The sequence below is a fragment of the Staphylococcus argenteus genome, assembly GCF_000236925.1.
In the GTDB taxonomy this organism is placed as follows: Bacteria; Bacillota; Bacilli; order Staphylococcales; family Staphylococcaceae; genus Staphylococcus; species Staphylococcus argenteus.
In genome coordinates this window covers 2,633,799-2,654,857 of record NC_016941.1, presented here as the reverse complement: position 1 = coordinate 2,654,857, position 21,059 = coordinate 2,633,799, and the positions used below count along the sequence as shown (strand labels likewise).

Sequence of the window (21,059 nt, the reverse complement as noted above, 5' to 3'; positions counted from 1 at the left end):
CTTTATCTAGTGTAATGAATCCAGATGACATCGTCCTCTAACTGCTCAAGCTGTTTAATTGTAAAAGCTTCAGGAACATGAGAACGATTAGGGTTATTATTATCAAACATATTGGGTCTATTATAGTGATCATCGACAACTGGTGCTATAACAACACTCACTTCATCAACAAGGTCTTGTTGAAAGAATGACCAGTTAATACCACCACCACCTGACAATGTCATCGTTTCAAGATTAAATAAGCTGTTCAATTTAGATACAACTAACTTCAAATCTAATTCAGAATTTTCGCCACCAAAGACATATGAAATACCTAAATTTCTTAAATGTTCTAAATATGCATCTGAAACTTGTTCTGATATCACTTCAATCACATGCATTTCAGGTCGGTCATTATATTGAATATAGTTCTGTGTCCATGCTGCCTTCCCAGAAGGATCAATCGAGATAACAAAATGTGTTAACTCTGTATCAGCCACAAAATCTTCTTTACGTGAATATTTTTCTGGATTTGCAGGTAATGTTGGCATTTCATTATTGGCAAATGCTTCTTCAATCGTTTTACGACCTAATATCAAAGCGTTTGACTCAAATTGCTGATTTGTTGACTCGTAAGCTTTTAATAAGCCATTGCCAGCAGCTTCATGATATGGGCCAGTAATGTTACCATTGATAGATTGGGTCATATGCACAATAATTTTAGGTTGGGTCATTTTCAAATACTCCTCACCTTTCGCTTTTTCTTACAATAAAACTTCATTTTGAAAGCATTAAAGCCTTTAATTACATCCAGCTCGGTTTATCGCCGTCTGTATTAGGTTTGTTTAATCCAATATTTTCTTTTGAATGAAGTTTAGGATCTTGAGAAATTTTAACTGCTAAATCTGCCACACTTTTACGAGACACTTCAGTCCCTTTAAAAGGTTCATCTCGTTGTGTTACTTCATAATCAATCTCGTCATAATTCGTTAACCAAGCCGGTCTGAATATTGTATAGTCTAAGTCTGAACTTTCGATTGCTTCAGTAGCTTCTCTAAACGGTGCGAGATAAGGACCGATATTTTCATCATTCCATTCCCCGAATTTACATGGAACTTCATGGAGTGTATTTAGGGAAGTGACGAAAATTAAGCGTTTCGTACCGTTGTCATCCATTGACTCTATAACAGTCTTAGCTTGGGCTCCTAAAGTTTCTCCAGTAGAACTAACAAACACAGTATCTACATTATCTAAAGCATTAGCAACGGTATTTTTATCTGTCGCATCACCTTCAATGATTGTCACTCTATTTGAATCATATTCAGGTAATTTTGCTTTATTTCTAGCTAATAGCGTTAAATCAAAATCTGTGTTCTGTAAATATAAGTCAATGGCCTCTTGTGAAATTTGACCACTTGCACCAATAATTAAAATACGAGTCATTTTAATACCACCTTTTCCTTTTATAGTGTTTCTTTATAGAATGATTCAAGTTTTGGTAATACTTGGTTTACATATTTTGGAATATCATATAAATCTACGTGTGATGCTCCTTCTATTTTATATAGTTCGTTATTGTCGCCTGCTGCTTTTTCAACAGCATCAATGCTATATTCAATCGTGTCTGCTTCAGTACCTGCGATTGCTAAAAATGGTTGTGTCAACAATTCATCAATATATGTGAAAGGCGCAAATGTTAATACTTCTGAAAAACTTCTTAATAACAGTTTGTTTGGTGCGTTTTTATGTTGACCACGTTCAGTTAAATAATAATCATGCCCTTGTACCATTGTTGAATTTTCAGGCATAGAATCATCAATTTCTTCAGGTACATAGCCAGTGATGCCATAATCTGCGCCATTTGCTTCAGCTGTACGTTGATCTGCAACTTGTGTCATAAATGCCAGTTGATCATCTATTGATACTACATCTCCAGGACCTTTACGGAATAAAGCGCCAATATCTACCATACTTACTGTTGCAAGTGATTTAATACGACGTTCTGTTCTTGCTGCACTTACTGTATATCCACCACCTGCACAAACGCCAAGCGCACCAATTCTGTCATTATCCACAAAGTCTAATGTTGTAAGATAATCAACTGAAGCTCTAACGTCTTCTGTTCTCGCAAATGGATCTTCTAAATATCTAGGAGAACCTTCACTTTCACCTTGATGTGATGCATCATATACAACCGTAACGTAGCCAAATTCTGCTAGTTTCTCTGCATACATACCTGCTGTTTGTTCTTTAACACCGCCACCTGGGTGACAAACTGTAATTGCTGGATATTTTTGGCTTTCATCAAATTGTTTTGGTGTATATAAATTCGCTGCTAATAAATTTGTTTTACTTTTAAAATTAACTGATTGTTTCATAGATTAAATGCCTCCATTTTTTTATATAAGTCATTCATTTGTTGTAGATATTTATTACTCTTGTGTGTATAATGCTATACTAGAGTATTTAAATGTACAATTCAATTAACAAGGAAGCACATATGTGTTTTAATACACAGTTTTAAAAAAATGGGTTTTAAAAGAAAGGAGTATTATTATGAATGTTGGGGATTTACGTGTTGTTAAAACGAGGGCAAGTATAAATAACGCCTTTATGACACTATTTTTCGAAAAAGATTTTGATACGATTTCAATTAAAGAAATTACAGAATATGCTCAAGTTGGGAGAAAAACATTTTATCTACATTATATTGATAAATATGATTTACTAGACCAAATCGTATCAAAAAAACTTATAGAGCTCGAACAAATTGGTGAAATGAAGAATCGTCTGGGTGTACAAGAGGGTACACAATTATGGTTTAAATTTTTCGAAGACAATAGAGCTTTTTTTATGAGACTTTTCAATATTAGTAGTACTTCAAATTATAAGAAAAAGCTGCTTCATTTTATTGAAGAAGAATTTAAGAAGAAAGTTCCGACACGTGTTGCTACGGAAAAAGGCTTAGACTACGACTTATATATTAATTTTATTAGTAATGGTATTATAGGCCTACTAGATATCTATCTAAATCGTAGCGATGACACACAAGAACAAGACAAAATAACCTTACAAGTATCACGATTACTATCTTTGTATGATTTAACATAGATTAAAAATGAAAGCTTAGGACATTAAGTTCTTAGGCAATGTAAAAAGCTGATTTCTATTAATTATTTGATAGAAATCAGCTTTTTTGATATGTATTTGATAATATACAGCTCGTTGAGCTGCTATTTTCCTTATATTAAGTGCTATTAATACAAAACCTAGTTCTCGCTTAACTTTATTTATCCCTTGAACTGACATTCGAGTGAAACCCAAAATAGCCTTCATAAATCCAAAAACAGGCTCTACATCAATTTTTCTTTGACTATAGATTTTTTTCGTTTCTGGTTCAGAAAGCTTTTGATTAATTTGGGCTTTAAAGTATTCCCAATTATAATTCTTCATAATTTTCTTATTGGATTTTGAATTTGGCTTCACGCATTGATTGCTCATAGAACATAAGTGGCAAGATTTAGGCTTTAATTTAAAACACGAAGATTTTACTGATTATGAGGCAATAACGACGATTATTAAAATTACAAAAGGGAATTTTAGGCTGATTCATCGCTTATTTTCGCAGATAGACAGAATTATGGATGTAAATGGTTTAGATAAAATAAGTACAGAAGTCATAGAAACAGCTAGAGATAGTTTAATCATAGGTATTCGATAATAGAAAAAGCAACACATTTTAATATAGTGCGCTACTTTTCTCATTTATTAGGCAAAGTCATTCTCATATATCGAGTAAAGTGACAAGCTACAGAACACTTTAAAATGAATATATATGACATTGTTGACTAGAAAGCGTTAAAATAGAAGTATATGTAACATTGAATTAATTGAAAATTGAGGTGAAAAGATGATACTAGTAATGTTGTCACCGTTATTAATCATATTCTTTATTGTGATGTCCATTTTAGAAGAGCGTCGCCGTTCAAAGAAAAAGCAACTCGAGAAAGAGCAAGAAAATGCACAAAATCAAAATGATACGGAACATATAGACAAACTTGAGTCATTACAGCAATCACAAGATAAAAATGAATAACAAAAGATAATTCAATTAAAGGAAGAAGATTATAGATGAAAATATTAATTGTTGAAGATGATTTTGTTATAGCGGAAAGTTTAGCATCTGAATTAAAAAAATGGAATTATGATGTGGTTGTGGCAGAACAGTTTGATAATATAACAGCCGTTTTTAACAATCATCAACCACAGCTTGTGCTGTTAGATATCAATTTACCTACTTTAAATGGTTTTCATTGGTGCCAAGAAATACGCAAAACATCAAATGTACCTATCATGTTTATTAGTTCGCGTATTGATAACATGGATCAAATTATGGCTATACAAATGGGTGGCGATGATTTTATTGAAAAACCATTCAATTTGTCATTAACTATTGCTAAAATTCAAGCGCTTTTAAGACGTACTTATGATCTAACAGTAGTCAATGATACGCTGACAGTCAAAGGGTGTACGCTAATATTAGATGAAGCTAAGGTTGCTTATCAAGGGGAGAGTATACAGCTATCTTTGACGGAATTACAAATTTTAAAATTGTTGTTCCAAAGCGAAGACAAGTATGTGAGTCGAACAGCTTTAATTGAAAAATGCTGGGAGTCTGAAAACTTCATAGATGATAATACATTAGCAGTAAATATGACACGTCTACGTAAAAAATTAAGTACTATAGGCCTCAATGATTTTATCACTACCAAGAAAAATGTTGGATATAAAGTATAGGGTGAATATGATGACGTTTATTAAAAAAATTGCTCAGGAAATAGGTATAGTTGTTGTTATTGTAGCTTTGTTTGGCTTGATGTTTTATCTATATCGATTGCCACTAGAAGCTTTTTTATTGACGCTTGCAATCGTTTCATTGTTATTACTTATTTACATAGGAATTATGTACTTAATCTTTGTTAAGACTATAAGTCAACAGCAACAAATTGAAAACTTAGAAACAGCATTGTATCAACTTAAAAATGATCAGCTTGAATATAAAAATGATATAGAAAGTTATTTTTTGACATGGGTACACCAAATGAAAACGCCAATTACTGCGGCACAACTATTACTTGAAAGAGATGAACCAAATGTTGTGAATCGTGTTCGCCAAGAAATTATTCAAATTGATAACTATACAAGTTTAGCATTAAGTTATTTAAAATTATTAAATGAAACATCTGATATATCAGTCGCTCAAATATCAATTAACGATTTAATTAGACCAATTATTATGAAATATTCGATACAGTTTATTGATCAAAAAACAAAAATACATTATGAACCTTGTCATTGTATGGTATTAACCGATGTACGATGGACTTCTTTAATGATAGAACAGCTAATTAATAATGCATTAAAATATGCTAGAGGTAAAGATATATGGATTGAATATGATGAGAAATCAAAACAATTACATATTAAAGACAATGGTATTGGCATTAGTGAAGCGGACTTGCCAAAAATATTTGATAAAGGCTATTCAGGATATAATGGACAACGCCAAAGTAATTCAACGGGCATCGGTTTATTTATTGTGAAGCAAGTTTCCAATCATACGAATCATCCTGTTTCAGTCATATCTAAACAGAATCAAGGTACAACATTTACGATTCAATTTCCAAATGAATAAAACTTTCAATATTGTAAGTATACTAGTAACATTTTTTCGCTATTTTGAATGTTATTAGTATTTTTTTGTTTTAATATAGAACTAACAAAGAAATGAGGTGCGTACCATGTTGCTCGAAGTTAAACATGTAAAAAAAGTGTATGGTAAAGGTTTAAACGCTACAACAGCACTTAATCATATGAATTTGTCGGTGGAAACAGGCGAATTTGTTGCTATTATGGGTGAATCCGGCTCAGGGAAGTCCACATTACTAAATTTAATTGCTTCTTTTGATGGAGTGACTGAAGGTGACATTATTGTGGATGGCACACATTTGAATAACATGAAAAATAAAAGCAGGGCGTTGTATCGACAACAAATGGTTGGTTTTGTATTTCAAGATTTTAATCTTTTACCGACGATGACTAATAAGGAAAATATTATGATGCCTTTAATTTTAGCAGGTGCAAAGCGAAAAGAGATATCGCACCGTATAAAGCAATTGACGGAGCAGTTACATATAAATGACATAATAAATAAATATCCTTCAGAAATCTCGGGTGGTCAAAAGCAACGCATCGCTATAGCACGTGCACTAGTAACAAACCCAACAATATTATTAGCGGACGAACCGACAGGAGCTTTAGATTCAAGAACTTCCAAAGAATTGATGAAATTATTTCAAGATATCAACAAACAAAAACAAACGATATTAATGGTGACACATTCTAATATAGATGCGTCTTATGCAGCACGTGTCATTTTTATAAAAGATGGACGTTTATATCATGAAATTTATCGTGGTGAAGAAAATCAATTAACATTTCAACAACGTATAGCAGATAGTCTATCACTTGTGAATGGAAGAAGTGCAAAAATATGAAAATAAGATTGCTATGGCATATTGTTCGTCGTCAGTTTGTCACACAGAGACTCGTTATCATACCCTTCATCTTAGCTGTCAGTGTACTATTTATGATTGAGTATACACTTGTTTCAATTGGATTGAATCGTTACGTTCAGCAGAAAAATGATTTGTTTGTGCCGTTTATTATAATAGCGAATATATTTATGGCGCTTCTAACATTAATTTTTATTTTATATGCAAATCACTTTATGATGTCGCAGAGAAGAAAAGAATTTAGCATATTTATGACATTGGGTATGACTAAAAAAGGTATGCGCTTAATGATAGTTATGGAAACAATGATCCAATTCATTATCATTTCAGTAATAAGCATTGCCGGTGGTTACTTGCTTGGGGCCGTTTTTTTCTTGTTTATACAGAAAATAATGGGTAGTACAAGTGCCACATTAAAACATTATCCATTTGATGTGTCAGCCATGTTAATTACCTTGATTATTATTGCGTTAGTGATGTGTATGCTATTAATATTTAATCTTTTTAGCGTTAATTTTCAAAAGCCGATTACATATCAACATCGCTCCGATTCAAGTAGTGGTATATCGCGATGGCTACGCTATTTTTTAATTATCATCGGTATTGCAGCATTGTATCTCGGTTATTTTATGGCACTACAGGAAGATACGACATTTGGTGCATTTTTTAAAATATGGATTGTTATTGGATTAGTGATTGTCGGAACTTATGCATTTTTTATTGGTATGAGTGAGATAATTATTAGTTTATTGCAACATTTACCAAACATATATTATCATCCTCATTACTTTTTTGTCGTCACTGGTATGCGAGTTCGTTTGAAAATGAACGCAACGAGTCTTGCTACCATAACACTACTATGTACGTTTTTAATAGTAACGATAACGATGAGTGTAACAACTTATCGCGACATGGATCATGCAATTACAAAGTTATTTACGAATGATTATGATATCATCACGTATATGAAACAAACAAATGAACCATCAGAGCGGCAACAAACCATTGAAAATATTCAACGAGATTTGAGACAAGTTGTTGATGCTCGAGATTTTAAAGTTTATCAAATGGTATTATTTAGAGCGACTCTGGAAAAGAAGAATGCCCATTATAACTTAAAACAGGCTAATGATGATATGCCAATAGATTTTATTGGAAATGAAGGAGCGATATTTTCAAGTCAATCGGTGATGATTACTGTACTGGCAGAAGAAGATTATAATCGTTACCAAAAAAGTAAAGTACATTTAAACAAAGATAGTATAGGAATGATTACGAATGTACCGATTTTTAAAAGGCAGTCTCAGGTAGGTCTAAATAATCAATGGTATCAGGTGAAACAGTTAAACGAGCATAAATTTAACTTAATAATGATTCAAGATAGTATGACGCTTATTGTAAAAGATAAAAAGCAACTTCAAAAAGTAAGAGAATTTTACGCACCTGAACAGAAGAAAATAACAACAGCCATTAACTTTAATACACCTAGTGATAAAAAATTGACGACACATCAAGCTCAAATGATTTCCAAAAAGTATAGCGTTTCAATAAATTCAAAATCTGAAATGTTAGGTGTTTGGCATCGCTTATCAGGAGGTTTGATTTTTGTAGGTGGGGTAGTATCATTTGTACTTATTATGGGGATATTTTTAATGATGTATTATAAGCAAATTTCAGAAGGTTATGCTAATCAACATAATTATGTCATTATGGAGCAAGTTGGATTAGACAATAAAAAAATAGAAAAGATAACTCGAACACAAATGTTTTGGCTATTTTCGATACCAATAGTTGTTGCATTGATTCATACATTGGTAGCAAGGAAAATTATATACACTATATTAAATATGATTGGCATAAACAACTATCATGTTTTTATTACGAGTTATATCACCGTAGTACTAATTACTTTAATAATATATGTAAGCATGTACAAAATAACGTCGAATGTTTATTCGAAAGTCATATATCGACAGCGAAAGTAATAAACAATAATGTAGTTAAGAATTTTACGTAGTAAATGTAACTAGAAAGCATGTACATTATATATGCTAAAACGTATATAAATATTTTGAACCGATAGGCTGAAATGGCTTATCGGTTTTCTGGATTTGGAATATATTTTTGAAATATCAAAAAAATATAGCTTGTTTATATAAAATGATTTAAAATGTTTTATAACAACATATTTTATGCAACACATAAAATGTGTAAATCACAACATGAATCATTAAATATGTTGTTATAAACAAAGACGCGATAGCACTACAGAATGTCGTTATAAAACGATTGAAAAATACATACTGATACTTGTGAAAATAGAAACAAAAAGCTAATGAGGGGTATTACAAAATGAAATTGTATGTAATATATCTTATTTAATGCAATTAGTTTACTTTTCGAAAAAATCATACTTCAAAATGTTTGAAAATTAACACAATTCAGTTTATTTTTAGAAGAATAAACCGAAAAAACTTTCAATGCATACACATCGCTATCTTATACGTAAAACAATTTGTATATATAGGATGAAAAACAAGTCCAATTTATTAATTAAGCATTTTAATAGTGAATAACTGAACCTTATAAAACAATCAGATTCATATTGATAAAAATGATGGATTGAAAAATAATAAGATTAAAAAATCATTAATTTACAATTATAAAACAAGTAATTATTGGCATTCAATATTACTTACAACTACTAACTTTATGTGAACGAGACGTTACTGAAAAAACAATAAGTAGCATATCTATTTAGAATGTTCGTTTTTAATTTTTATAATTGAATAATTATTATTGATGATTTAATATGTATTCGGTCGCACACGATACAAAGTGACTTGTTTTAATAATATGCAATAATATGAAATTTGTTGTCGCGTGTAACAATGTAAAAGCGTGTTATTTTAATTTTAGGAGGGTTATAAGGATATTTAATGAAACAAAGGAGGGCTTAATAAACAATCACATGTGAAGTTTATAAGGATTAGATGAGTTGGGCAGCTCTTTAATCCATAGTTATAACTAAATTTAAAGTGTTAGCTTTAACGTATGGTATCAGTATGTATAGGTTCTAACTAAAGTATTAATCTATAGTTTAAAGAGCAGTCTAATTGTCTTTTTAAAAATAGAAAATAAGGATGATTATAATGAGGGGTTATAACGAAAGATATTGTATATGGACAAATACAACTATACAATGTGATTATTTTAAGGTAGAAAGACAGGGTGAAAATGACGCTATATCGCATAGGTTGACTAACAACATAAAATCGAACATTTTTTATTTTATAGTTGGAAAATATATCGCGCTATATAATTCGTGTTCGCGGTACGAAAACATACTTATTTTATCAGAACATTCTAAAAAAACACTATTCAATAGAATAAAGACTGTGTAGGGGTGTCTTATGAATAATAGAAATGTGTATGATATCGAAGTAAGTGATTATAAAGGTATCACTTATAAATTAGAAGCGTTTAAAGGTAAAGTTATTTTAGTTGTTAATACTGCAACAGAATGTATATATAGCGAACAATTGAAACAATTAGAAACACTGTTTCAAAAATATAAAGATCGCGGATTGGTAGTGTTGAGTTTTCCAAATAATAATTTTGATAATCGACAACCAGGTTCTAATGAAGAAATTTTAAAAATTAGTCGCGAAAAATTTGGCGTCACATTTCCAGTCTTAGCTAAAATTTCAGTGAACGGGGACGATGAACACCCGTTATTTACACATTTAAAACATGAACAACCAGGTATCTTTGGGTCCCCAATTAAATGGAACTTCACAAAATTTATTATCGATCGACAAGGTAACGTTGTAAATCGATATTTACCAATGGATGATCCACTGGATATGTCGGCAAATATTGAAGTATTATTGCAAGAAGCTTCATCTTAAATATTAAATAGAGCGCTTTACGTAAGGTTGAATAAACATGCCTCTTAATGATGTATTAGTAATATGTCATTAGGGGGTATTTTTTATTCGGAAAATCAGTAATTTGACCTATTTTACTGAATAGCTGATTTGGTACATAATAAGTAGTAAATAAATAGAAAATTGCATCGATGAACAATCTGAAATATCAAGATAGTACGACATAGTGAACATGTTTAGAGTACTAGAAGTCTGTACAGTATTTTACTGCAGTGGAAACTGAATAAATGAAAGTAAAGATAAACAGTTAGTGAAAACAGGCTTATTATTTGTAAAATGGTTTAATACCAATACTCTCTAGTATGAAAAGTATACGTCGATGATAGTGATGAAACAATGATATATTTCAAATCTAATGAGGTGAAACATTTGAAATTAAATACGTCTAATAGTCCATTTAATGAAAAACAAGTAACAGAATTGAATCAATTGTTACAAACATTGACGCAAAGCCAAAAACAGTGGCTTAGCGGATATTTACTAGCGGTGGATAATGATGATGCAACTACTGGTAGTGCGTTAGAGCAAACAGTTGAAGAGATAGAAGGCAATAATAATCATCTATCAGAACAACAATTAACATCTGCGAGTTATATGCTACAAAATAAAGAGCCACACATTCAAGCTAGTCAGAGACATGTAACGGTACTTTATGGGTCTGAATCAGGTAATGCGATGGGGTTGGCTGAAATATTTTCAGAACGGTTAAATGAAATTGGTCATCAAGTTTCTCTGATGTCAATGGATGATTATGATACGACGAGTATCGCGCAGTTAGAGGATTTATTTATTATTACTTCTACACATGGTGAAGGTGAACCACCTGATAATGCATGGGATTTCTTTGACTTTTTAGAAAAAAATGACGCACCAAATTTAAGCCATGTGAGATATTCAGTACTTGCTTTAGGAGATCAAACGTATGAATTTTTCTGTCAAGCAGGTAAAGACGCCGATACTTTATTGGAAAAACTAGGTGCCGAACGTATATGTCAACGAGTAGATTGTGATATAGATTATGAAGAATATGCTGAAAAGTGGATGTCAGATGTTATTAATAAGATTGATACGAAAGCAGAAGGTATTCAAAGTGAAACCATCATAAGTGAGTCAATCAAGTCTGCTAAAGAAAAGAAATATTCTAAATCGAATCCGTATGAAGCGGAAGTGTTAGCAAATTACAATTTGAATAGTGCAGGGTCAAATAAAGAAACGCGCCATATTGAATTTTTACTTGATGATTTTAGCGAGTCCTATGAACCAGGAGATTGCATTGTAGCACTACCTCAAAATGATCCTGAATTAGTTGATACATTGATTTGCATGCTAGGCTGGGATCCACAATCAACAGTACCAATCAATGATCAAGGGGACACATTGCCGATAGTTGATGCACTAACGTCACATTTTGAAATTACTAAACTAACAGTGCCATTGCTTAAAAATGCCGATATATACTTTGACAATGAAGCATTGTCTGAACGCATTGAAGATGAGGCATGGACACGTGAATATGTCATAAATAGAGACTTTATAGATTTGTTAACTGATTTTCCGCCAATAGAATTACAGCCTGAAAATATGTATCAAATACTTAGAAAATTACCGTCTAGAGAATATTCTATTTCTAGTAGTTTTATGGCAACACCAGATGAGGTTCATATTACAGTTGGAACGGTTCGTTATCAAGCACATGGTCGCGAGAGAAAAGGTGTATGCTCTGTACATTTTGCTGAGCGTATTAAACCTGGTGATACAGTGCCAATATATTTGAAGAAGAATCCGAATTTCAAATTTCCTGTGCAACAAGATATTCCTGTCATTATGATTGGTCCAGGTACAGGAATTGCACCATTTAGAGCATATTTACAAGAGCGTGAAGAACTTGGTATGACAGGTAATACTTGGTTGTTCTTTGGTGATCAACATCGTGATACAGACTTTTTATATGAAGATGAGTTAGAAGAATGGCTTGAAAATGGAAATTTAACACGTTTAGATGTTGCATTTTCAAGAGACCAAGAGCAAAAAGAGTATGTGCAACACCGCATTATGGAAGAAAGTGCACGATTTAATGAGTGGCTTGACCAAGGTGCTGCCATTTACATTTGTGGTGATGAAAAATGTATGGCAAAAGATGTTCATCAAGCAATTAAAGATGTTTTAGTGAAAGAGCGTCATATTTCTCAAGATGAAGCGGAGCAACTATTAAGACAATTAAAGCAGCAACAACGATATCAACGTGATGTCTATTAGTTTGACGCAATGAATAAATGAAAATGTGCAAACAAAATATTATAGAGGGTGTCGTTCAACATGAATATGCCATTAATGATAGATTTAACAAATAAAAAGGTTGTTATAGTAGGCGGTGGAGCCGTTGCAAGTCGTCGTGCACAAGTACTAAGTCAATATATTGAAAGTATGACCGTTGTTAGTCCTAACATTACGAAAGACCTTCAAAAATTAGTGGAAGAAGGTATCGTAATATGGATAGAAAAATCTTTTGAACCGAATGATATTGCGGATGCGCATTTTATTATTGCAGCAACGAACGATTCAAAAGTTAATGAAGTAGTAAAACAAGCCGTACCTAAGCATGCTTTATTTAATCATGCTGGTAATGCATTAGACGGCAATGTTGTATTTCCAAGTACATTTCGTCGAGATAGACTGACAATTAGTGTATCATCGGACGGTGCAAGTCCTAAACTGACTAAACAGATTATGTTAGAACTTGAAAAATTATATCCGCTCTCATACAGTTCATATGTTCATTTTCTGTATGTTTGTCGAAAAAAAATAAAAGTTCTAGACATACCGCAAAGTGAAAAGCAAAGACTGCTGTCAAAAATAGTGTCAAAAGAATATCTTAATCATGATAAACAAATACAATTTCTGACAGAAATAAACGAGAATTAGAGAGGTCGTACTGTCTAATGGCAGTCTTAAATTACTAGTAAATTTGTTATTGATTGAAAATGGCATATTTGAGTAATTCATATAACCCTATAATGTGATAGCAATTTAAAAAAGACAAATAATATTTAGATATATGAAAGTAATTTAATAAAATAGATTATCAAATTGAAATCTGGTTGAAGTAGCTAAGAAAGATAGCTTGCTTTAGCCAGATTTTTTATGTAACAAAGCATCAATCATTAATTGAAATAGAAAATAGTATGCGCGTTTCTAAAACGAAAGATTTATTTTTCATTTTAGAAACCTTCTACTTACAGGATGTTAACAAGAAACTTACACAAAAAAGATTTTTTTGATAAAATAAGATAACTTAAATATAAAAAATTATATTATTTTGATTATTTAAGTTAAAGAGGGGGACTATGTAAATTGTATAAAAAGTGGAGGGAGAAATTGATATGAATAGTGATAATATGTGGTTAACAGTAATGGGGCTCATTATTATTATTTCAATTGTAGGTTTACTCATTGCTAAAAAATTAAATCCAGTGGTAGGTATGACATTGATACCATGTCTAGGAGCAATGATTTTAGGATATAGTGTAACTGATTTAGTTGGTTTCTTTGGTAAAGGACTAGATCAAGTTAAGAATGTCGTAATTATGTTCATTTTTGCTATTATTTTCTTTGGCATTATGAATGATAGCGGCTTATTCAAGCCACTCGTAAAGCGTTTAATTTTAATGACGAGAGGCAACGTTATCATTGTATGTATGATGACAGCTTTAATTGGAACATTAGCGCAATTAGATGGTGCAGGTGCAGTAACATTTTTACTTTCAATTCCTGCGTTATTACCATTATATAAAGCGCTAAACATGAATAAATATTTATTGATTTTACTATTAGCATTAAGTGCTGCCATTATGAACATGGTACCTTGGGGAGGTCCAATGGCTCGTGTAGCTGCAGTTTTAAAAGCTAAAAGTGTAAATGAACTATGGTATGGATTAATCCCAATTCAAATTGTAGGATTTGTTCTTGTCATGTTATTTGCGGTGTATTTAGGATTTAAAGAGCAAAAGCGTATTAAAAAAGCAATTGATAGAAATGAATTACCGCAAACACAAGATATAGATGTACATAAATTAGTAGAAGTATATGAGCGTGATCAAGATATAAAATTTCCTGTAAAAGGACGCGCGAAGACAAATCCAATGATTAAATGGATAAATACAGCGTTAACTGTGGCTGTAATCATTGCGATGTTAATGAATGTTGCACCACCTGAATTCGCCTTTATGATAGGTGTTTCACTTGCACTTGTTATTAATTTTAAATCAGTTGATGAACAAATGGAGCGTTTAAGAGCGCATGCACCAAATGCATTGATGATGGCTGCTGTTATTATTGCTGCAGGTATGTTTTTAGGGGTGCTAAATGAAACGGGTATGCTAAAAGCAATCGCAACAGATTTAATTAAAGTGATTCCTGCAGAAGTAGGACCATATTTACATGTTATAGTAGGCTTTTTCGGCGTACCGTTAGACTTACTTACTAGTACAGATGCCTATTATTTTGCAGTGTTACCTATTGTTGAACAGACGGCTGGTCAATTTGGTGTACCATCTGTATCAACCGCATATTCAATGGTAATTGGAAACATCATTGGTACATTTGTAAGTCCATTTTCACCAGCATTATGGTTGGCGATTGGTCTGGCAGAAGCAAATATGGGCACATATATTAAATATGCATTCTTTTGGATTTGGGGATTTGCCATCGTAATGTTAGTGATTGCGATGTTAATGGGTATCGTTACAATATGATAAATTAGCTAGCAACACTAGATTTAGTAGTGGTCACACCATACGTTGAACAGACGGTTTGATCTTAGAACAATTTTAAAAATTAATGAAATAATTGTGTGGAAATATGAATTTCACTAAATGTTAAAAACTTTGTGACGGTTTAGTTAACACTAGCATTAAAATTTGAAAATACTATATATAGTGGTTTAACGTAATAGGTAGACACAATATATAGGAAGAAGGGGTAAAATTGAATCAAATCGAAGAAGCACTAACAGGTTTGATTTCTAAAGATCCTGCTATTGTTAATGAAAATGCCAACAAAGATAGTGACACATTTTCAACTATGAGAGATTTAACAGCAGGTATCGTTTCTAAATCATACGCATTAAATCATTTATTACCGAAACACGTTGCAGATGCACATCAAAGAGGGGACATACATTTTCACGACTTAGATTATCATCCATTCCAACCGTTAACAAACTGTTGTTTAATAGATGCTAAAAATATGCTACATAATGGATTTGAAATAGGCAACGCGAATGTGACATCACCAAAATCAATACAAACTGCGTCAGCGCAGCTTGTACAAATTATAGCTAATGTTTCTAGCAGTCAATATGGTGGCTGTACGGTCGACCGCGTTGATGAATTACTCAGTACATATGCACGACATAATGAAGAACAACATAGAAGCATCGCACAGCAATTTGTCAAAGAATCTGAAATTGAACGCTATGTTGACCAACAAGTCACAAAAGATATAAATGATGCAATTGAAAGTTTAGAATATGAAATTAACACCTTGTATACGTCAAATGGACAAACACCTTTTGTAACATTAGGATTTGGATTAGGTACAGATCACTTAAGCCGTAAAATACAACAAGCTATTTTAAATACACGTATTAAAGGATTAGGTAAGGATCGTACGACAGCCATTTTCCCAAAACTTGTATTTTCAATTAAAAAAGGCACAAATTTTAGTCCACAAGATCCCAATTATGACATTAAGCAATTAGCATTAAAATGCTCAACAAAACGCATGTATCCGGACATATTGAATTATGACAAACTTGTAGATATTCTAGGCGATTTCAAAGCACCAATGGGGTGTCGTTCATTTTTACCAAGTTGGAAAGATGCGGAAGGTAATTTTGAAAATAATGGACGTTGCAACCTTGGTGTTGTGACACTAAATTTACCTAGAATGGCACTTGAATCTGCCGGTAATATGACCAGATTCTGGGAAATTTTTTATGAACGTATGGACGTATTGCACGATGCATTACTTTACCGTATACATCGATTAAAAGATGCTGTGCCGAATAATGCACCTATTTTATATAAAAGTGGCGCATTCAACTACAAATTAAAAGAAACGGATGATGTTGCAGAATTATTTAAAAATAAACGTGCAACGATTTCGATGGGCTATATTGGATTATATGAAACAGCTACTGTTTTCTATGGTCCAGACTGGGAAACTTCTCAAGAAGCAAAAGCCTTTACGATTGAAATTCTTAAAGAGATGAAACGTTATCAAACGAAATGGACTGAGTTATATGATATTTGGTTCAGTATTTATAGTACGCCAAGTGAATCTTTAACAGATCGATTCTGTCGTTTAGATCAAGAAAGATTTGGAGACATTAAAGACATCACGGATAAAGGATATTATCAAAATTCTTTCCATTATGATGTACGAAAAGATGTCACACCTTTTGAAAAGTTAGATTTTGAAAAAGATTATCCTTATTATGCAAGTGGTGGTTTTATTCATTATTGTGAATATCCGAAACTTCAGCACAACTTGAAAGCACTTGAAGCGGTATGGGACTATTCTTATGACAAAGTTGGTTATTTAGGTACAAATATCCCTATTGATCATTGTTACGAATGTGATTATGATGGTGACTTTGAAGCAACTGAAAAAGGATTTAAATGTCCAAACTGTGGAAATGATAATCCTAAAACAGTTGATGTTGTTAAACGAACATGTGGATATTTAGGAAATCCCGTACAACGCCCAGTAATTAAAGGTCGTCACAAAGAAATTTGTGCCCGTGTAAAACATATGAAAGCGCCTAAAGAATGACACTTTTAGACATTAAGCAAGGGCAAGGCTATATTGCTAAAATAGAATCACATAGCTTTGTAGATGGCGAAGGGGTAAGATGCAGTGTTTACGTATCAGGATGTCCGTTTAATTGTGTAGGATGTTACAACAAAGCTTCGCAAAAGTTCAGATATGGTGAGCAATATACAGAAGATATATTAAACGAAATTTTAGATGATTGTGACCACGACTATATATCGGGACTCAGCCTATTAGGTGGCGAACCATTTTGTAACTTGGATATCACATTAAATCTTGTTAAAGCATTTCGAGAACGTTTCGGAAACACGAAGACAATATGGGTATGGACTGGGTTTTTATATGAATATTTAGCAAATGATTGTACAGAGCGTCGGGAATTATTATCATATATTGATGTTTTAGTAGACGGTCTATTTATTCAACATTTATTTAAACCCGATTTACCTTATAAAGGGTCTTTAAATCAGCGTATTATAGATGTACAACAATCACTTGCAAATGCACGCATGATTGAATACATTGTGAGTTAAAAAAGAATTAAGCAGTCAAGCTACAGTAATAGAAGTAGATCTTGGCTGCTTTTGTTTGTTTAAAATAAAATAATTAAAGTTTGAGAGACTATTAAATAGTAAAAGTTGTAAAGATACCTTTATTGAAATGATGGATAGGCAATTTGAAATAAAAAGAGTTAAACATTTGATAAAAAAGTAAATAATAAAAAATGCACATATAGCGTTGAACATTTATACAAAAAATAATTTTAGTAGGAAGTTTGTCTAACTTTTGATAGCGTTTTACAATAAATAAATATTCATTAAAAGTGTATTAAAATACAATATAAGGCAAATGATAAAATTTGTTAAATTCGTTAAATCATAACTTAACACAGCTGTTTTAGCGCTATTAATGTTTTGTTTATTGTGAGAAAAATTATATAAATATTCAATAATTGCCAACTTTCAAATTGTATGAAATTTGCATTATTATTAAATATTAGTTATTGTCAATTTTGTGAATCAATATAATTATTACATTTTGAGATAAATCGAAACAGGATTCATAAAATTAATAATTAGGGGGAGCACAATTGAAAAAAGAGAAAGTTATGGACTGGACGACCTTTATAGGTACGGTAGCTGTACTTCTTTTTGCAGTTATACCTATGATGGCTTTTCCAAAAGCAAGTGAAGATATCATCACTGGTATTAATAGTGCCATTTCTGATTCAATTGGTTCGATATATTTATTTATGGGGCTGGCGATTTTTTGCTTTGTAATGTATATCGCATTTGGCAAGTATGGTAATGTCACACTAGGTAAAGCGAGTGATAAACCAGAATTCAATACATTTACATGGGCAGCTATGCTGTTTTGTGCAGGCATCGGCTCTGATATTTTATACTGGGGTGTCATTGAATGGGCTTTTTATTATCAAGTTCCGCCAAATGGTGCAAAAAGTATGAGTGATGAAGCACTTCAATATGCGACACAATATGGAATGTTTCACTGGGGACCAATTGCATGGGCAATTTATGTCTTACCAGCATTACCAATTGGCTATTTAGTGTTTGTTAAAAAACAACCTGTTTATAAAATTAGTCAAGCTTGTCGCCCGATTTTAAAAGGGCAAACAGATAAATTTGTTGGTAAAGTTGTAGATATCTTATTTATCTTTGGATTACTAGGTGGTGCGGCAACATCCCTAGCACTAGGTGTACCGTTAATTTCAGCAGGTATTGAAAGACTAACAGGTCTAGATGGTAGAAATATGGTATTACGTTCGGCAATTTTACTGACAATTACGGTAATATTTGCAATTAGTTCATATACAGGTTTGAAAAAAGGTATTCAAAAACTAAGTGATGTAAACGTCTGGTTATCCTTTGTTTTATTAGCATTTATATTTATCGTTGGTCCAACCGTCTTCATAATGGAAACAACGGTTACAGGTTTCGGTAATATGTTAAGAGATTTCTTTCATATGGCGACTTGGCTAGAACCATTCGGTGGTATTAAAGGACGAAAAGAAACGAATTTCCCACAAGACTGGACAATATTTTACTGGTCATGGTGGTTAGTATATGCACCGTTTATTGGCTTATTCATCGCTAGAATTTCTAAAGGCAGACGTCTTAAGGAAGTCGTGTTAGGGACTATTATTTATGGGACACTCGGATGTGTATTATTCTTTGGTATTTTCGGTAATTATGCTGTGTATTTACAAATTTCTGGTCAGTTTAATGTGACGCAGTATTTAAATACACACGGTACTGAAGCAACTATTATTGAAGTAGTGCATCATTTACCATTCCCGTCATTGATGATTGTGCTGTTCTTAATATCAGCCTTTTTATTCTTGGCGACAACATTCGATTCAGGATCATATATTTTAGCGGCTGCTTCTCAGAAAAAAGTAATTGGAGAACCGCTACGTGCCAACAGATTATTCTGGGCATTTGCACTATGTTTATTACCATTTTCATTAATGTTAGTTGGTGGTGAACGTGCATTAGAAGTATTGAAAACAGCGTCAATATTAGCAAGTGTCCCATTAATTGTTATCTTCATTTTTATGATGATATCATTCTTGATTATTTTAGGACGCGATAGAATTAAACTTGAAACGCGAGCTGAAAAATTAAAAGAAGTAGAGCGACGTTCATTGAGAATCGTTCAAGTATCAGAAGAAGAACAAGACGATAATTTATAATTAAAAGCGGGTCTGGGATGACGAAATGAATTTTGGAAAATATCATTTCTATCCTACTCCCGTTTTTTTAGTAGCATCGTGAGATGAACTCTCAATTTTTCAATAATGACGTGCTAAAAGCTTTGAGTTTTTTAGTGTCCAAAGCGCCCATTTACTATATGAAGCATATCTAAATCGAAGTTTGAAAGACTCGCATTGATTATAAAATTTAATAATGGGTATTGCGTATGTACAACTCAAATTAATCGAAGGATGAAATAAAATGACTAATCAATTTAAAAATAAACAGTCCCAATTACATGACAGTTTAGAATCCATCACAAAAAATTTATTTGCGACACCTACTTCGGAACTACCATTTGATAAACGATTTCTATTTAAATCTTTTATTTTAAAACGTGAAACAGGTAATATTGTTATCTATCATTCCGGACAATTAGATGAGTCCAAACAAGATATTGCATCATTAGGTGGTGTTTCAAAAGTATTGATGAATCATGATCATGAGTCTATAGGAGGTTCTAATCAAGTTGAGGCGCCTTACTTTATACATGAAAACGATGTGGATGCATTGAAACATAAGATTTCTGTTCAAAAACAATTTAGTAATCGTGAAATGTTGGATGCGGATTTAGAAGTTATTCCTGCGCCTGGACATACACCAGGAACGACACTGTTTTTATGGGATGATGGTCATCATCGGTACTTATTTACTGGGGATTTTATATGTTTTGAAGGTAATAGATGGCGTACAGTTATATTAGGTTCAAGTGATAGAGAAAAGTCTATTCAAAGTTTAGAGATGGTTAAAGAATTAGATTTTGATGTACTTGTACCTTGGGTTACTATCAAAGATGAACCTCTAGTTTATTTTGTAGAAGATGAATATGAAAAATGTGAGCAAATACAAAATATTATTGACAGAGTACGTGAGGGCGAGAATAGCTAATTGAAATATATTAGCGAAGTAATGTAATGAGTCTATGAAAGCACTAGAAAATAACTTCA

The 21,059-nt window shown here is 32.3% G+C and carries 18 protein-coding genes and 2 pseudogenes; 16 read left to right on the top strand and 4 right to left on the bottom strand.

Going from position 1 to position 21,059, the window contains the following annotated elements; genetic code table 11:
- Positions 1-2: 2 nt before the first annotated feature.
- The 3 genes from SAMSHR1132_RS12980 to SAMSHR1132_RS12970 form a co-directional block, all read right to left on the bottom strand.
- On the bottom strand, positions 3-713 hold the full coding sequence (locus SAMSHR1132_RS12980; RefSeq protein WP_000193375.1) for a dihydrofolate reductase family protein: 711 nt from the start codon (positions 711-713) through the stop codon (positions 3-5).
- A gap of 70 nt (positions 714-783) precedes the next feature.
- Positions 784-1,422, bottom strand: a complete 639-nt coding sequence (locus SAMSHR1132_RS12975; RefSeq protein ID WP_000196907.1) for an SDR family oxidoreductase — start codon at positions 1,420-1,422, stop codon at positions 784-786.
- A 20-nt stretch (positions 1,423-1,442) separates the two neighbouring features.
- Positions 1,443-2,357 (bottom strand): alpha/beta hydrolase, encoded by a 915-nt coding sequence (locus SAMSHR1132_RS12970; RefSeq protein ID WP_000814445.1) that lies wholly within the window; start codon positions 2,355-2,357, stop codon positions 1,443-1,445.
- Between the two features lie 178 nt (positions 2,358-2,535).
- Here SAMSHR1132_RS12970 and SAMSHR1132_RS12965 point away from each other — a divergent pair, with 178 nt between their 5' ends.
- The gene (locus SAMSHR1132_RS12965) at positions 2,536-3,090 is read left to right on the top strand and encodes a TetR/AcrR family transcriptional regulator C-terminal domain-containing protein (protein ID WP_001100497.1); all 555 of its coding nucleotides are present in this window, start codon (positions 2,536-2,538) and stop codon (positions 3,088-3,090) included.
- 15 nt (positions 3,091-3,105) lie between these two features.
- Here SAMSHR1132_RS12965 and SAMSHR1132_RS12960 read toward each other — a convergent pair.
- Positions 3,106-3,486 (bottom strand): annotated as a pseudogene (locus SAMSHR1132_RS12960) (transposase); the annotation flags it as partial.
- On the opposite strand from SAMSHR1132_RS12960, the pseudogene SAMSHR1132_RS14160 reads away from it, so the two are divergent.
- From SAMSHR1132_RS14160 to SAMSHR1132_RS12880, 15 genes and pseudogenes are all read left to right on the top strand, one after another.
- A pseudogene (locus SAMSHR1132_RS14160) lies at positions 3,476-3,700 on the top strand (AAA family ATPase); the annotation flags it as partial. The pseudogenes SAMSHR1132_RS12960 and SAMSHR1132_RS14160 overlap by 11 nt on opposite strands.
- A gap of 189 nt (positions 3,701-3,889) precedes the next feature.
- Positions 3,890-4,075: a hypothetical protein gene (locus SAMSHR1132_RS12950; RefSeq protein ID WP_000604733.1), complete on the top strand. Its 186-nt coding sequence runs from the start codon at positions 3,890-3,892 to the stop codon at positions 4,073-4,075.
- A 35-nt stretch (positions 4,076-4,110) separates the two neighbouring features.
- Positions 4,111-4,776 (top strand): response regulator transcription factor, encoded by a 666-nt coding sequence (locus tag SAMSHR1132_RS12945; protein WP_000697875.1) that lies wholly within the window; start codon positions 4,111-4,113, stop codon positions 4,774-4,776.
- A 10-nt stretch (positions 4,777-4,786) separates the two neighbouring features.
- The gene (locus SAMSHR1132_RS12940; protein ID WP_000142802.1) at positions 4,787-5,674 is read left to right on the top strand and encodes a sensor histidine kinase; all 888 of its coding nucleotides are present in this window, start codon (positions 4,787-4,789) and stop codon (positions 5,672-5,674) included.
- Between the two features lie 106 nt (positions 5,675-5,780).
- Positions 5,781-6,536: an ABC transporter ATP-binding protein gene (locus SAMSHR1132_RS12935; protein ID WP_000923758.1), complete on the top strand. Its 756-nt coding sequence runs from the start codon at positions 5,781-5,783 to the stop codon at positions 6,534-6,536.
- On the top strand, positions 6,533-8,539 hold the full coding sequence (locus tag SAMSHR1132_RS12930; protein ID WP_000702338.1) for an ABC transporter permease: 2,007 nt from the start codon (positions 6,533-6,535) through the stop codon (positions 8,537-8,539). Before SAMSHR1132_RS12935 ends, SAMSHR1132_RS12930 begins: the two co-directional genes overlap by 4 nt.
- A gap of 1,167 nt (positions 8,540-9,706) precedes the next feature.
- A complete protein-coding gene (locus SAMSHR1132_RS14395) occupies positions 9,707-9,958 on the top strand; it encodes a hypothetical protein (RefSeq protein ID WP_042355824.1) in 252 nt (83 codons plus the stop codon).
- Positions 9,959-9,967: 9 nt separating this feature from the next.
- Complete coding sequence (locus SAMSHR1132_RS12920; protein ID WP_001065264.1) at positions 9,968-10,465, top strand: glutathione peroxidase; 498 nt, start codon at positions 9,968-9,970, stop codon at positions 10,463-10,465.
- Between the two features lie 408 nt (positions 10,466-10,873).
- Complete coding sequence (locus tag SAMSHR1132_RS12915; RefSeq protein ID WP_000775125.1) at positions 10,874-12,760, top strand: assimilatory sulfite reductase (NADPH) flavoprotein subunit; 1,887 nt, start codon at positions 10,874-10,876, stop codon at positions 12,758-12,760.
- 60 nt (positions 12,761-12,820) lie between these two features.
- Positions 12,821-13,426: an NAD(P)-binding protein gene (locus SAMSHR1132_RS12910; protein ID WP_001057043.1), complete on the top strand. Its 606-nt coding sequence runs from the start codon at positions 12,821-12,823 to the stop codon at positions 13,424-13,426.
- Between the two features lie 458 nt (positions 13,427-13,884).
- Positions 13,885-15,255 (top strand): CitMHS family transporter, encoded by a 1,371-nt coding sequence (locus tag SAMSHR1132_RS12905; protein ID WP_001083507.1) that lies wholly within the window; start codon positions 13,885-13,887, stop codon positions 15,253-15,255.
- 232 nt (positions 15,256-15,487) lie between these two features.
- Complete coding sequence (gene nrdD / locus SAMSHR1132_RS12900; protein ID WP_001071723.1) at positions 15,488-17,338, top strand: anaerobic ribonucleoside-triphosphate reductase; 1,851 nt, start codon at positions 15,488-15,490, stop codon at positions 17,336-17,338.
- Positions 17,335-17,871 (top strand): anaerobic ribonucleoside-triphosphate reductase activating protein, encoded by a 537-nt coding sequence (nrdG, locus tag SAMSHR1132_RS12895; RefSeq protein WP_000173327.1) that lies wholly within the window; start codon positions 17,335-17,337, stop codon positions 17,869-17,871. The genes nrdD and nrdG overlap by 4 nt, the downstream gene beginning before the upstream one ends.
- Positions 17,872-18,428: 557 nt before the next feature.
- Positions 18,429-20,051 carry a BCCT family transporter gene (locus SAMSHR1132_RS12885; RefSeq protein WP_000711872.1) on the top strand — a complete coding sequence of 541 codons (1,623 nt, stop codon included), beginning with the start codon at positions 18,429-18,431 and terminating at the stop codon, positions 20,049-20,051.
- Between the two features lie 262 nt (positions 20,052-20,313).
- Positions 20,314-21,000 (top strand): MBL fold metallo-hydrolase, encoded by a 687-nt coding sequence (locus SAMSHR1132_RS12880; RefSeq protein WP_000184401.1) that lies wholly within the window; start codon positions 20,314-20,316, stop codon positions 20,998-21,000.
- Positions 21,001-21,059 lie beyond the last annotated feature (59 nt).